The 13,461-nt window shown below is 49.6% G+C and carries 13 protein-coding genes; 8 read left to right on the top strand and 5 right to left on the bottom strand.

The genetic code is table 11. From position 1 onward, the window contains the following. The first annotated feature begins 13 nt into the window (after positions 1-13). The gene (locus tag P1U47_RS05625) at positions 14-976 is read left to right on the top strand and encodes a PleD family two-component system response regulator (protein ID WP_301027635.1); all 963 of its coding nucleotides are present in this window, start codon (positions 14-16) and stop codon (positions 974-976) included. On the opposite strand, the gene P1U47_RS05630 is transcribed toward P1U47_RS05625, so the two are convergent. Together P1U47_RS05630 and P1U47_RS05635 are read right to left on the bottom strand one after the other, a co-directional pair. Next, positions 965-2,065, bottom strand: coding sequence for an EAL domain-containing protein (locus tag P1U47_RS05630; protein WP_301027636.1), 1,101 nt, complete (start codon positions 2,063-2,065; stop codon positions 965-967). The two genes, P1U47_RS05625 and P1U47_RS05630, sit on opposite strands and share 12 nt — an antisense overlap. 178 nt (positions 2,066-2,243) lie before the next feature. Further along, the gene (locus P1U47_RS05635) at positions 2,244-2,915 is read right to left on the bottom strand and encodes an RluA family pseudouridine synthase (RefSeq protein ID WP_301027637.1); all 672 of its coding nucleotides are present in this window, start codon (positions 2,913-2,915) and stop codon (positions 2,244-2,246) included. Between the two features lie 325 nt (positions 2,916-3,240). Between P1U47_RS05635 and P1U47_RS05640 the strand changes: the two genes are divergently transcribed. The 5 genes from P1U47_RS05640 (at position 3,241) to P1U47_RS05660 (ending at position 6,943) form a co-directional block, all read left to right on the top strand. Next, on the top strand, positions 3,241-3,795 hold the full coding sequence (locus P1U47_RS05640) for an outer membrane beta-barrel protein (protein ID WP_301027638.1): 555 nt from the start codon (positions 3,241-3,243) through the stop codon (positions 3,793-3,795). Between the two features lie 390 nt (positions 3,796-4,185). Beyond that, positions 4,186-5,709, top strand: coding sequence for a PAS domain-containing sensor histidine kinase (locus P1U47_RS05645; protein ID WP_301027639.1), 1,524 nt, complete (start codon positions 4,186-4,188; stop codon positions 5,707-5,709). Next, positions 5,709-6,104: a response regulator gene (locus P1U47_RS05650; RefSeq protein WP_301027641.1), complete on the top strand. Its 396-nt coding sequence runs from the start codon at positions 5,709-5,711 to the stop codon at positions 6,102-6,104. The genes P1U47_RS05645 and P1U47_RS05650 overlap by 1 nt, the downstream gene beginning before the upstream one ends. After that, positions 6,097-6,477 (top strand): hypothetical protein, encoded by a 381-nt coding sequence (locus P1U47_RS05655; RefSeq protein WP_301027642.1) that lies wholly within the window; start codon positions 6,097-6,099, stop codon positions 6,475-6,477. The genes P1U47_RS05650 and P1U47_RS05655 overlap by 8 nt, the downstream gene beginning before the upstream one ends. 124 nt (positions 6,478-6,601) lie before the next feature. Continuing rightward, positions 6,602-6,943 (top strand): BON domain-containing protein, encoded by a 342-nt coding sequence (locus P1U47_RS05660; RefSeq protein WP_301027644.1) that lies wholly within the window; start codon positions 6,602-6,604, stop codon positions 6,941-6,943. Positions 6,944-7,101: 158 nt separating this feature from the next. On the opposite strand, the gene P1U47_RS05665 is transcribed toward P1U47_RS05660, so the two are convergent. The 3 genes from P1U47_RS05665 to P1U47_RS05675 form a co-directional block, all read right to left on the bottom strand. Next, positions 7,102-7,422, bottom strand: coding sequence for a 2Fe-2S iron-sulfur cluster-binding protein (locus P1U47_RS05665; RefSeq protein ID WP_301027645.1), 321 nt, complete (start codon positions 7,420-7,422; stop codon positions 7,102-7,104). A 23-nt stretch (positions 7,423-7,445) separates the two neighbouring features. Continuing rightward, a complete protein-coding gene (locus P1U47_RS05670) occupies positions 7,446-8,666 on the bottom strand; it encodes an FAD-dependent oxidoreductase (protein WP_301027646.1) in 1,221 nt (406 codons plus the stop codon). Between the two features lie 315 nt (positions 8,667-8,981). Continuing rightward, positions 8,982-9,779, bottom strand: a complete 798-nt coding sequence (locus tag P1U47_RS05675; protein WP_301027647.1) for an enoyl-CoA hydratase-related protein — start codon at positions 9,777-9,779, stop codon at positions 8,982-8,984. A 273-nt stretch (positions 9,780-10,052) separates the two neighbouring features. Between P1U47_RS05675 and P1U47_RS05680 the strand changes: the two genes are divergently transcribed. Together P1U47_RS05680 and P1U47_RS05685 are read left to right on the top strand one after the other, a co-directional pair. Continuing rightward, entirely contained in the window at positions 10,053-10,922 is an 870-nt protein-coding gene (locus P1U47_RS05680; protein ID WP_301027648.1) for an alpha/beta hydrolase, read from the top strand. Positions 10,923-10,972: 50 nt separating this feature from the next. Next, on the top strand, positions 10,973-13,459 hold the full coding sequence (locus tag P1U47_RS05685) for an ATP-dependent helicase (protein ID WP_301027649.1): 2,487 nt from the start codon (positions 10,973-10,975) through the stop codon (positions 13,457-13,459). Positions 13,460-13,461 lie beyond the last annotated feature (2 nt).

Consider the following 13,461-nt stretch of genomic DNA (forward strand, 5'->3'; position numbering starts at 1 on the left):
GTGGACCTAGGGTATGACTGAGATAAACCCCTTGTTTTCGTCGGAATGGATGCCAGACGCACTGTTTCCTGCGCGACCGCGCTTACTTATTGTTGACGACCAACCTGTTAACCTTCAAGTGTTGTATCAAATTTTTGGCAAGGACAGTGACGTGTTTATGGCGACGAGTGGCCAGCAGGCATTGGAGGTTTGTCGGCAAAAAAGTCCAGACTTAATTTTATTAGATGTTGTTATGCCCGATATGGACGGCATTGCGGTTTGTAAGCAACTTAAGGCCGACCCAGAGACTCAGAATATTCCCGTGATTTTTGTTACCTCCCAAGATAGCCCTGAAGAGGAAACTCAGGGGCTAGAAGTTGGTGCAGTAGACTTTATTACCAAACCGGTAAATCCGGCGGTGGTTAGAGCGCGAGTCAAAACCCATTTAACACTCAAGGTTCAGGCTGACGCCCTGCGAACTTTAGCGTCTATTGACGGCTTGACCGGCATTCCCAATCGCCGCTTATTTGACGAACGCATGGCGGCGGAGTGGCGCGCTTGCCGGCGCGCTAATACGTCATTGTCGGTCATTATGATCGATGTTGATCATTTCAAAAAATACAACGACCACTACGGTCATTTAGAAGGCGATAATTGTCTTAAGCAAGTGGCAAAAATCCTTCGCGACGGCAATTGGCGGGGGCGAGATTTAGTCGCCCGCTACGGTGGCGAAGAATTTGTTTGTCTTATGCCCGAAACCGATTTAATTGGTGCAAAGAGTAAAGCTGAAAGCCTGCGGCGGCAGCTCGAAGATCTAGCTTTGCCTCACGATGCATCGGCTAATGCTGCTTACGTCACCATCAGCGTTGGCGTAGCGACGATTGTCCCGCTGGATGAAAATGACGTGGCGGTATTATTGGGGGCTGCGGATGAGCAATTGTATAAAGCGAAGCAAGGTGGCCGAAATCGGGTCGAGGGCCGCGATCTAAGTGCGTAATTGATCCACATGGATTTCGGCTGGGCGGCCAAAGTAAAAGCCCTGAAAGTAATCGATGCCCATGGCTATGCAGGCATCAGCCACTTCTTTGTTTTCTATACCTTCGGCTAGGGTCGCAATTCCCATATCCTGAACAAGAGTGTTTAGCGACGAGAGTAGGCGGTTATGGGCAGAATCTTTGGCGCCAACGCCTTTAACGAGGCAGATATCAAATTTAAGAATGTCGGGAGGCACCTCGGCCAATTCCAGTAGGCGAGTCTGCCCAGCGCCAAAGTCATCGTAGGCTAGGCCAATGTTTAAGTCGTTAAGGCCGGCGCGAATTCGCTTCATGAGCTTAATGTCGGTTACGGCAGTTTCGTGCACTTCAAATATTAAGCGTAAATCTGGGTAGCAGCGACGCAGGTGTTGTAAACCAGAAAATAATTTTTCTGGTGCTTGGCATTCCAATGGATGACAGTTGAAAAATAAAGGCGTGTTGATATTGGCGGCACTTGCCATTGCAAAGCTGCGCTGCCGAAGTAGCTCGCTCAATTCGACTTCTTTCGACATTTGCTCGGCGATCATAAAGAGTTCGAATGGATTCTCATTTAAATTGGGGTGACGGCCACGCCCCAGTAATTCGTAACCATATAAATCTCCGTTACGATCCATAATGCATTGTTGATAGCTAGTAACGCAGCCTTGTTCTAAGAGCTCCAAGAACTCTCGCCCGCGAATAGGGTAGTTGCTAGTTAAGGCTCGGTGATTAATCCGAGTGCGGTCATCGGCGCTGTCGTCGACAATCTTGGGCGCGTGCTTTAGGCAGTATTCCACTCCGGCAAAATGCACCACATCGCCATTGTGTATTGGCGCCGATTCAGTAAGGCGCTGATGGTTGATGAAGCTGCCATTAGTGCTGCCAAGGTCGGTTAAGGTGAGTGTGTCGTTGTGCCATTCGATGCGAGCGTGGCGCCGCGAAAGCGCTGAGTTATTAATTACAAAATCGCAATCAGTGCTACGGCCAACTGTAATTGGCAGGGCGTGGAGTGGAATTTGTTGAGGGAAATCCATGCTTCTGCTGAAGCTTTCTAGATAATAATGGCTATCCATGGCGCCCGCTCTCGCACTCCTAGTTCAGCATGGTTGATATTAAAAGAACAATTTAATATACCGGATCTGAATCGTGGGGTCATTCTCTCATTGTGAATATAAATATTGGTATTCTGCGCTTTACTTTAAGTGATTGTATTTAATCGTTTCAACTCTCAATGCGAATTTGGCTGGTCTTTTAAAAAGGGCAGGGGCAGTGGACAGTCATACGTTGCCCCGAGATTGGGTGGTTGAAACTAAGGCTGTCGGCGTGCAGAAGTAAGCGCTCAGCAAGGGCGTGAGTCTGGGGGTTGCCGTAGAGATCGCAGCCTAATATAGGGTGGCCAAATTCGCGGCTGTGGATACGAAGCTGGTGGGTTCTGCCGGTACTTGGTGTAAAGGTGACGCGGGTGCGTGGTGGGTTGTGTAGGCGCTCTAGAACTTGGTATCGGCTCACGGCGTGTTTGCCTTCGTGAGTGCAAATTTTTTGTAATGGGAAGTGGGCTTTATCCTTGGCGATGGGTGCCACAATTTCGCCCGAGTCTTCTTTCACTATGCCCATAAGGATGCTGATGTACGTTTTTATCAGCGTTCGGCTTTGAAATTGCCGTGTGAGCTGGGCATTTACTGCTTTGTTTAGGGCTACGAGCATAATGCCAGAGGTGCCGAAATCAAGGCGATGTGCCAAGGTGGCATGGGGATAATCTTGCACTAAACGAAAATGCACCGAATCTTTATTGAGTGGGTTTTTGCCAGACAAGCTCAATAAGCCGCTGGGCTTGTTGACGAGAAGTAGGTGATCATCCTGAAACAGCAGGCTTATCTGTTCGTGGCAGATGGGGGCAATGAAATTATCGCCTGAATTTTTCATCTTGTGTGAACTCTCTGGCATTGGTGAGCCGCGCCAGTGGGAGGCTGTCGTAAAGCACGCTAAGAGTACAGTATACCTATTTTGTTTGGCGCCACCGCGCTTTTTATGGCGGCTGAGCTGGAGCGGAATCTATATAATCACCAACAAAACCTGTTAATTGTGGTGCTGTAAACGCATAGCTAAGTTTGTGCGGGGCTTGATATGATGGCCATGACACGGGAGCAAGTGACAATAGCATTTTACACCCGCTATACGGTTGTTACGGCGCCGATGTCGATCCTAAAAATTTTAGGCGTATTTTTGATTATTTTACGGGGATGTTGTTATGAATAAGAAAATGGGTCTAGCAAGTGTGATCTTGGCGGCGGCGATGCCACTGGCAAGTTTGGCCGATACCGGAACGATCTATGTGACGGGGCAGTTTGGTAAAACCAGTTACGATTTGGGCAGCGGCTCGGCCAACATCGACGACGAAGACAATGGTTATAGCATGGGTATTGGCGTGCGTATGGGGCCAAATCTATCTGTAGAAGCTGGTTATGTCGATTTAGGCGAGGTGTCTGGTAGTAATGGCACTGATTCTCTTTCGGTTGAGACCGGCGGTGCGTTTGCTGGTTTGGGCCTGTTTATTCCACTGCAGCCAGGCTTTGAATTGACTGGCCGAGTTGGTTTAATTGCATGGGATAGCGACGCTAAAATAAACTTTGGCGGCATTTCTACCAGCGAAAGTGAAGACGGCAGCGATCTTTACTACGGTATTGGCGCTGCGTTCCAAGTCAGCCGTGAGCTGCATTTAACCGTTGGCTTTGATCGTTACGATATCGACGATACCGATGTAGATATGCTGTCTTTGGGTGCTAAATTCTATTTCGCTCTGTAATAATAGAACAGAAGGTCTTTGTTAAGGCGGGATAAAAAGAGCAGCTCGGCTTGCCGAGTTGCTCTTTTTTTATTCAATTCGGTTTAACTCAGCCGAGCCGTTTTCTCCGCGGTGCCCAGTCGGATCTCATTCGGACGCCGTCTCAACGTTAGCGCTATTGCACAAAAAATGTATTATGCTTGCGGTGCTTGCTTAAATATAGCGCTATCTACCCTTTTGGATGCGTATTACTGGCAACCATTAGTGTGGACTATTTCTTTATTTATCAATTAGTAAGGCCACTCATCGCGTTGTTTGTTGACGGTAAGTACATCCCCCAGTTACCCCTGCGGTTTTAAGCCGTTTACACTGGCATTTGAAATAAGAAGTCTCTGCTCATCAGGAGATAGAATGAAAGATCAGGATGCAGTAAATGACTTACTGTCGCGCACCAAAGCTATTGTCGAAACGATTGTGGATGGCGTTATCACTATCAGTGATCGCGGTTTAATTGAAACGGTTAATCCGGCTGCAGAAAACATCTTTGGCTACAGCTTAGCGGAATTGTCTGGGCAGAATGTTGCTATGTTAATGCCCAACCCCTATCGCAAAGAGCACGACGGCTATCTGGATAATTATCTAAGCACAGGCGATAAGAAAATTATTGGTATTGGCCGCGAAGTAACGGGGCTGCGTAAAGACGGTACTACTTTTCCTCTAGAACTCGCCATTAGCGAGATGGAAGTTAACGGCCAGCGGATGTTTACCGGTATTGTTCGGGACATCTCCCAGCGTAAAGTGACGGAAGACAAGTTGCGAGAGCTCTTTGCCCGCACTAAAGCCATTCTCGACACCATTGTAGATGGCGTTATTACCATCAGTGATCGCGGTAGCATAGAAACCGTGAACCCCGCTGCGGAAAAGATTTTTGGTTACCGCCTAGATGAAATTAGCGGCCGGAATGTGTCAATGCTAATGCCGGCACCGTACCGGAGTGAGCACGACGGTTACCTTAGTAATTACTTGAATACCGGCGAGAAAAAGATTATCGGAATTGGCCGCGAAGTAACAGGCTTGCGTAAAGACGGCACTACTTTTCCTCTAGAACTTGCCATTAGTGAGATGGAGGTCAATGGTCAGCGTATGTTTACGGGTATTGTGCGCGATATATCTGAGCGTCAAGAGACCGAAGAGAAACTGCGCGAAGCCATGCGGCGAGTGCACGAGCAGCGAATTAAAGACGAATTTATTGCCACGGTGAGTCATGAGTTGCGAACCCCGTTGACGTCGATTAAGGCCGCTTTGGAATTAATTATTGGCGATGTTGTTGTAGCAGGTTCAGACCAAGAAAAAATGCTAATCAGTATCGCGCATAAAAACAGCGACCGCTTATTACTATTGATTAACGACATTTTGGATATATCTAAAATCGAATCTGAAAAAATGCAGCTGAATCTAAAACGGGTGTCAGTGCGTCGCTTTTTGGAAACGGCTATTTCAGACAACCAAGCCTATGCCGAAAAGCATCATGTTAAGTTTAGCCTGCTCCGCTGTTCAAAAAACCTTTATATTCATGTCGATCCCGACCGGCTTATGCAGGTAATGAGTAATTTAATGTCGAATGCCGCGAAATTTTCGCACCAAAATGCATTGGTCGAAGTACTGGCCGAGCAACGGGCGGAAAATGTTCGTATCACAGTGCGCGATAAAGGCCCTGGTATTCCCTTAAGTTTCCAAGGCAGAGTGTTTGATAAATTTACTCAGGCAGACACCTCAGATAAACGCCAGATGAGTGGTACGGGTTTGGGGCTGCACATTTCGAAAGCGATTATAGAACGGCATCATGGCGAGCTTTCCTTTGAGTCTGTTATTGGCGAAGGAACCGAATTTCATATTGATCTTAAACAGCAAATACAACGACAAGGAAACCAGTGATGAAAGGCTACGCAGCACTGGAAAAGATTTTATACATCGAGGATGAACCCGATATACGCTTAGTTGCTGAAATCGCCTTGCGCCAAGTTGGAAAATTAAACGTTATTACTTGTGCCAATGGCGAAGAGGGTTTGAGCTTGATTCATGAGTTCATGCCGCAGCTGATTATTTTGGATGTAATGATGCCTGGAATGGACGGGCCGCAAATACTGAGCAAGCTTCGAACGATGCCTGAATTTATGCTTACGCCAGTTATTTTTATTACGGCGAAAGTGCAACCCGATGAAGTTGAACAATTTAAAAAGCTCGGCGCGGTTGATGTGATTACCAAGCCCTTCCATCCCATGACCTTAGCAAACGACGTACGCGCAATCTGGGCAACGTGCCATGAGTGATGACGAATTTAGTGGAAGCGCTAGTGTGGATTCACAATTGCTTGAGCTTCAAAACGACTATATTGCGGGCTTGCGTGGCCGCATTACGCCGTTAATGAATGCATGGCAAAAATGTGTCAATAGCGACTATGCCGCAGATTCGCTGCAAGAGGTTTACCGCAGTGTGCACGCGATTGCGGGCACTTCAAGTATGCTGAATGTAAGTCCTGTCGATGTTTTCAGTAATAAAGCGCAGGTATTAATACACGGACTAATGAATACTGACGATAGGGATTCTGCGCTGTTTATTGAACTGGATAAAACACTAAAGACGTTAGAGTTGGCGGTGTTATCTGGTGAGGTTAAGGCACCGCCTATTAACCTGAATGGCTAATTTGCGAGAAATCCCTACGCAAGATTCTTGAGTAAATCTACTTTGCATTAACTCCCGTATAAAGCCATGTTATTGCGCTCATTACTTGGCGCAGTTTAATTTTGGATTAGCAGGGAGATACACCATGAAATATTTTAGTCTAAAAGCAATTGCGGTTATTTTTACAGCAATGCTGATGAATAGCCATTTAGCCTTAGCCGCCAGCACTAACTCCAAAGCAAATTTATTTGTTGTTCAAGATTCCCGCTTTGCTGTTGCGGAGCACGATGCGTTGCTCAGTAAGGTGGTGATTGATCAATTGCAAACAGATGATAAATTGATGGGTTATATTCAAGTTAGCAATCGAAATGGCGCTATAAGTATTTCGGGGAAGGTTGATTCAGTGTCAATGATCTTTCGTATTTTTGAAATCACCAAGGATTTACCTGGCGTAGAAAAGGTTGATGTAAGTCAACTGGATACCTAGTGTGCTATACGGAAATACGCTAGCGAATAAGGTTTTGTGAGCCGTTTGAATAGCGCAGGTCAAGCTAGGCTAGGTTACGATTAATACGGTAAGTAGGCTTGAAAGAGGTGATCTGAGGAAGCTGGAGCTTGTTACGGCCCCAGCTTTTTACACACAAATTAATATTGCGACTCAGGCATCGCAATGATGATGCCATCCATTTCGTCAGTAATAATAACTTGGCAGCTCAAGCGGCTAGTTTCTTGGGGCTCAAGCACGCAATCCAGCATGTCGGTTTCGGTGCTGTCGGCTGGGCTTACTTTTGAGACCCAGGCTGGATCAATATAGCAATGACAGGTTGCGCAGCTACAGCAGCCGCCACACTCGCCCAAAATACCGTCTATGCCGTTGTCGACAGCAGCTTGCATAATGCTGGTGCCAGTTTCGGCGTGGACTTCTTGGGTGTTTCCGTCATGTGACTTGTAAATAATTAATGGCATGGTATTTCTTCTCGTATTTCGTATTAGTTAAAAGCGTCTTTGATTTCAATGGATTCGTCAGCAAGCTTCAATGGGTCTGCAGATTGCCCTGCAGTTAAGGCGCGCTTACACATCATGAATTCTTTGGGGCGATTAATGGCATCTACTGCAATCAAATTGCCCTCGCTGAAGTAAAACGCGGCAAAGCTACGGCCCTGCTCGCTATCGCCGCGAATGACAACTTGATCAAAGCCCTGCGACAGACCTGCTATTTGCAGTTTTAGATCGTACTGATCTGACCAGAACCACGGTAGGGCACGGTAAACCTCCGGCTTGCCGCAAATAGCCTTGGCGGCTATTTTAGCTTGATCGGTGGCATTTTGTACTGACTCTAAACGCAGTTGACGTTTATAAATTGGGTTGTAGTGGTTGCTACAGTCACCAGCGGCAAAAATGTCGCTGTCATTGGTGGTCGCAAATTCATCAACCACAATCCCGTTGTCAACGGTGAGGCCGGCGGTTTCTGCGAGTTCGACATTGGGTAGCACTCCAACACCAATAATAACCAAATCGGCGGGGATAGTGCTGCCATCGGCTAGGCGTACGCCCTCAACGTGTTGTTCGCCAGTAATGGCGTCAACACCGGCTTCGGTGCGAATGTCGACGCCTTCCTCGGTGTGGATGCGGGTATAAAACGCCGACACTTCCGGTGCCGTCACACGCTGTAAAACCCGTGACATAGCTTCGATAACGGTGACGTTCATGCCAATTTTGCGCAGCGACGCGGCAGTTTCAAGGCCAATATAACCGCCGCCAATAATTACTGCCGATTTTCCGGGGCCAGTAAATTTATGGGTTTGCTTTACATCATTAAGGTCGCGCATATAAAACACCCCTGCTAGCTCACTGCCAACAAAGGGTATTTTGCGCACGCGGGCGCCGGTGGTGAGGACCAGCTTAGTATAGGGAACCTCAACATCGTCTTCTAAAATGATTTTTTTTGCGTCGCGATCAATGCGGGTAACTCGGCTGCCAAGCAGTAAGTCCACCTTATTCTTGGTGTAGAAGTCCGCAGAGCGAATTAGCAGATCTTCTTCGGTCTTTTCGCCGACAAAAAAGGCTTTGGAGAGTGGCGGCCGGTGGTAGGGTAGGTAGGGCTCGTCACCGACGATAGATATTTTTCCTTCCCAACCTTCTTGGCGCAGGCTTGAGACCAGTTGGGCGGCAGCATGACTGGCGCCGATTACAATGCAATGTTCACTCATATCTGTTTTCCAGGAGGTTTTCTTTTAATGTCATGTCAGCTGCATGACGCCTATTTTTTTTATCAGTCTGTTCGCCTCGGCAGTTGCATGATCAGGGCGAGTAAAACCGGAGCTGTATTGTCGGCGATTTTGCCGGCAATTGCATAGGCTTGGCGTATTAATTCGAGTTCAGTTTACAAATTTTTGACTGTCTGGATATTGTAAACAGAAAATGAAGCTAATTTTGCGGTGTTTGGCACCATTTTTGTGCATGGAATGCGCGTCAGCGGTGATAACAAGCCCCCTTTTTTGTTACCACCCTGTAACCAGATTTGCTTATTTGCCTTCGAATTTCGCTGCGCGTTTTTCTACAAAAGCCGCGACACCCTCGTCGAAATCGGTGGTTTGCCCAGCAATTTTTTGCAGTTCACGTTCACATTGAAGGCTGGTTTCCCAGTCGGCATCAACAGCGGTCCACACTGCTTTGCGGATCAGACTGAGTGCGATGGTGGGGCCCTTGGCAAATGCCAATGCCAAATTGAAGGCTTCTTGCTCCAAATTCTCGTCGGCTACTACGCGGTTAATCAAACCCCATTCCAGCGCTTTTTCGGCCTTAAGCCGCTCACCGGTCAGCATCAGTTCCATGGTGCGCACTCGGCCAATTGTGCGGCTTAATAGGTGGGTGGCGCCGCCGTCGGGAACCAAACCGATTTTCGAGAAAATTTGGATGAAAGTGGCGTTTTCGCTGGCAACCACCATGTCGCCGGCCAGCGCTAGGGATGCACCGAAACCTGCTGCACTGCCGCGTACCGCCGTAATCCAAGGGATTGGCAGGTTCTTCAGTTTGAGCATGATGGGGTTTAGATGGTTTTCTAATACCAGCCCGATATCGCGTTCGCTGCGATCTTCCGGCATTGGCGCCAGTGGGTTGCTTGGGTCTAGCGATGCGCCTGAACAGAAGCCGCGGCCCGCCCCGCTAATGATCAGCGCGCGGGCATTGCTGGCAATATGGTCAATGGCGGTGTTTATCTCATTCACCATAATGGGGGTGAGGGCGTTGAGTGTTGCTGGTACGTTGAGGGTGAGTATGCCGACCGACTCGCGGATCTCGACTTTTATTTCCTGAAAATTCATCTTTTATCCTTTGGCAATATCGTTTTGGCGGTTTAGATCGCACTATGGCGTTGGCCCAGCCTTAAATGCCCCTACTGTGGAGCAGACCGGTATTTTGCATGTCTTGGGCCATATGCGCCATCTATAGGCGCGATAAAAGCTGCTTTCGCCGAAGGTTTTTCAGGCACTTGAGCGCAGTTAGCACTGTAGTGGCCTGGCCGCAAGCGCTGCTTAGCGCGCGACTTTGTGGCATTATGCGCTAGATAATTTGCCTTATAGTAGAGACCTTTGCGGATGGAATCCTTTGGCCCGACCTCACACAGTTACTTCTCTCAGCGCTTGCGCATGCACTATGTTGACTGGGGAAATCCTGACGCTCCGCCTTTGATTTTATTGCACGGTGGCCAAGATCACTGCCGCAACTGGGACTGGGTGGCAGAGCATTTGCGTAAGGACTGGCACGTTATTGCGCCGGATTTGCGGGGGCACGGCGACAGCGCTTGGTCGCCAGATGGTTATTACAGTTTCGATGCCTATCTATGTGATTTAGATCAGCTCATCCAGCAAAAGAACCTTAGTCCTGCGACAATTATTGCCCATTCTATGGGCGGCTCAATCGCGGTGCGCTATGCGGCCGTTTTTCCCGAAAAGGTTAAAAAAATGGTCTTGGTGGAAGGCTTGGGCCTCTCCCCAGAGTATATCGACGAGCGGCATAACATGCCCTTTACCGAAAAGATGCAGGAGTGGATCAAATACCGCCACGGCTTGGCTGCACGCATGCCCAGACGCTATTCCACCTTGGCTGAGGCCATTCAGCGTATGCACAACGAAAACAAGCATCTGAGTGCAGAACAGGCGCGACATTTGACGATCCATGGTGTGTCGCAAAATGAGGACGGCAGCTATAGCTGGAAGTTTGACAACTACAGCCGGCGACTTAGCCCGATGGATCTTGGTGAAGATCAGTTGCGGGCTTTAATTGCCGAAATCAAGTGCCCAATTCTAATGGCGTGGGGCACCGAGACTTTCATGTCGGAACCGGTTGCTAATGGCCGTTTTGCTCACTTTCAAGATGCCCGCATTGTGTATTATCAAGATGCTGGTCACTGGTTACACCACGATCAATTAGATGCCTTTATCGCCGACGTGAATGCGTTTATATAAGCGAGTTCGCTATACCGCACTGCCCTCAAACGAGTAGCTAAACCACCTTTATGCTTACCAAAGAACAGCAGCGCGTCACTCGCCATCGCCGCGGCCACGCTCGCGTTACCGCGGTGGCCGGCGCCGGTAAAACCACCACCATGGTGCGCTATGTATTAGAGCGCCTGCGCGATGGCATGGATCCGCGGCTGATTCGGGTGGTGATGTTTAACAAAGCCGCGCAAGAAGATTTTAGTCGTAAATTGCGCGAGGCCGCCGGCGCCAATACCGCACTGCCGCCGGTGCGCACCTTTCACGCCATGGGCCGAAATTTGGCCATGTCTCTAGCCAAAGAGGGGCATCTGCCGTCGTTTGATCCCTCGCCGCTTGGCGAAGCGCAGGCGCGTTTGGAAATGCTCAAGGCCCTGCAGGCCTCCGCGGGAACTAGCGCCCAGCGCAGCGCAATATACGACGAACAACAGCAATGGCTAGATACCTTCGCGGGCTTTGTCGACTTGGCCAAATCGACTCTGGCCGCGCCAGAGTCCAGCTTTATTGCTGGGGGCTATCCAGAGCAATATCAGCTTTTCATCGAGGCCTTTGCGCGTTTTGAACAGTGGCGCAAGCGGGCGGCGCGGGTCAGCTTTGCTGATTTTTTGTACGACCCCTGCCGAGTGATTGCCGCCGATCCCGCACTGGCCGAGTTCTTAGCCAATCGGGTCGAGTTATTCGTTGTTGATGAGTTTCAGGATATCAATGACATTCAGTTTTTTATGCTTAAAACCTTGGCCGGTGAGCGCGCTCGGCTGCAGGTGGTTGGCGATGCGGATCAGTGTATTTATGAGTTTCGCGGCGCCAAGCCGGAGTACATGCTCAATTATTTTGGCGACAGCTATCCCCATCAACACTATGAAATGTCGCGCACCTTTCGCTACGGTCACCAGTTGGCCTTAGCGGCGGCACAGTTAATTAGCCACAACCAGCGGCGCGACCCAGTTTTGTGTATCAGCGCAGCGTCGGCGGCGCCCACCAATGTTGAGCTCTGCTTGCAAACCGCCGATGGCGCCGCCTTTGCGCAGGCCTGCGAGGCCGCGTGCGCGGCGGGTCACCGCTATAGCGATATGGTGTTTTTGTGCCGTACTTGGGCGCAGGCGGCGCCGGTCGAGCTCGCCCTGCTTAAGCGGGGTATTCCCAATCGCGTGATGGGCGGCAGCCGAGTATTGGAGCGCGGCGAGGTCAAAGTTTTAATTACCTTAATTCGTTTAATGGCGGGGGAGTTTTTGGAACCCTCAGCAGAGCAGGGTGCGGGTGTTGATGGTAGTGACGCGCACAGCCGTCTGTTGTTTGATGTTTTGAAGTTCTGCGAATTAAAAATTCGTCACGAGGTGTTGCGCGGATATGCCGAGCGCATTGCCGAGTTTGGCTTTACGGCCTTGCAGCGCTCCGAAGACAGCCTGTCGATTTATCAGGAAAAACGTCTGCAGCGCCTTGGTGAGGTGCTGACTGATTTACAGGACGAGCATTTGGTTGGCCGCGGTTTAAATCGCTTCATTGCGCAACTCGATCTGCTGACTTTAATGCGCGACAACGCCCTGAGCCAAGAAGACGGCGAAAACCGTGCGGCCACAGTGACAGCATTTATCGAATTTGTGGCCTTGCAAAAAGATCAAAGCCCAGCCGCGGTGCTGGGAATGCTGGCGGCGCTGAGCGATCACGGCGGAACTGAGACCGGGGAGATTTTGCCGGGCGGACTTGCTACGGTTAACGCAGTAACCATCACCACCATGCATCGCAGCAAGGGCTTGGAGTGGCCGGTGGTGCTGCTGCCGGGGTTAAGTGCCCATTACATGCCCTATCAGGCCGGTAATCGTCGCCGCCAAGAGCGCGATCAGATCGAGGCGGAGCGGCGCTTGATGTATGTTGCCATGACCCGCGCCATCGATGCCTTGTATTTATTCGCGCCGGGCCTCGATGTTAAAAATGGTTGGTCTACCGAGCGGCGGCCGGAGCTACATCAATTGCCCAGCCCGTTTTTAGCAGAAATGAACTTGGCGTTGGCCCAGCGGGTGGCGGGGCAGCTGCACGATGCTAATAGCTTGTTTGATCTTGTAAAAGGCGGGGTCGCCAATGTGGCCGAACGCTATTTAGATACCGTAGTCCCCGATTGGCAGTCTTCGAACGCGGTTGTGGACTCGAACACCAGTACGTTTGGCACAGCGCGATTACTATTGGGCGCCTGGTGCAAACACATTACTTATGGCGACGGGCGCGTAATAGAGCTTGATGAACAGGGCGTCTGTATTCAATTTAGCGGTCAGCGTCGTTTCTTTCCGCACTTGCTTGCGCAACGTTTGCTGCAGCCAGTGTTGGCACTAGAGTCAACGCGCGTCAGCGAAGATTTAGCCACGCGAGCGTATCGCGTTGGCGATATTCTTGAACATCGTAAATTTGGTCGCGGCGCTGTGCTGGCTGTCGATCAGCGCAATATTCAGCTTAAATTTAGCTCAGGGATGAAAACTTTCCGCTTGGCGCTATTCGAGGCAGATTATTTACACTGAAT

This window comes from Zhongshania sp. (assembly GCF_029212375.1).
Classification (GTDB): domain Bacteria; phylum Pseudomonadota; class Gammaproteobacteria; order Pseudomonadales; family Spongiibacteraceae; genus Spongiibacter.

Coding starts and splice junctions, on each gene's coding strand:
- P1U47_RS05625 (WP_301027635.1), top strand. CDS start 14: ATGACTGAGATAAACCCCTTGTTTTCGTCGGAATGGATGCCAGACGCA.
- P1U47_RS05630 (WP_301027636.1), bottom strand. CDS start 2,065: ATGGATAGCCATTATTATCTAGAAAGCTTCAGCAGAAGCATGGATTTC.
- P1U47_RS05635 (WP_301027637.1), bottom strand. CDS start 2,915: ATGAAAAATTCAGGCGATAATTTCATTGCCCCCATCTGCCACGAACAG.
- P1U47_RS05640 (WP_301027638.1), top strand. CDS start 3,241: ATGAATAAGAAAATGGGTCTAGCAAGTGTGATCTTGGCGGCGGCGATG.
- P1U47_RS05645 (WP_301027639.1), top strand. CDS start 4,186: ATGAAAGATCAGGATGCAGTAAATGACTTACTGTCGCGCACCAAAGCT.
- P1U47_RS05650 (WP_301027641.1), top strand. CDS start 5,709: ATGAAAGGCTACGCAGCACTGGAAAAGATTTTATACATCGAGGATGAA.
- P1U47_RS05655 (WP_301027642.1), top strand. CDS start 6,097: ATGAGTGATGACGAATTTAGTGGAAGCGCTAGTGTGGATTCACAATTG.
- P1U47_RS05660 (WP_301027644.1), top strand. CDS start 6,602: ATGAAATATTTTAGTCTAAAAGCAATTGCGGTTATTTTTACAGCAATG.
- P1U47_RS05665 (WP_301027645.1), bottom strand. CDS start 7,422: ATGCCATTAATTATTTACAAGTCACATGACGGAAACACCCAAGAAGTC.
- P1U47_RS05670 (WP_301027646.1), bottom strand. CDS start 8,666: ATGAGTGAACATTGCATTGTAATCGGCGCCAGTCATGCTGCCGCCCAA.
- P1U47_RS05675 (WP_301027647.1), bottom strand. CDS start 9,779: ATGAATTTTCAGGAAATAAAAGTCGAGATCCGCGAGTCGGTCGGCATA.
- P1U47_RS05680 (WP_301027648.1), top strand. CDS start 10,053: ATGGAATCCTTTGGCCCGACCTCACACAGTTACTTCTCTCAGCGCTTG.
- P1U47_RS05685 (WP_301027649.1), top strand. CDS start 10,973: ATGCTTACCAAAGAACAGCAGCGCGTCACTCGCCATCGCCGCGGCCAC.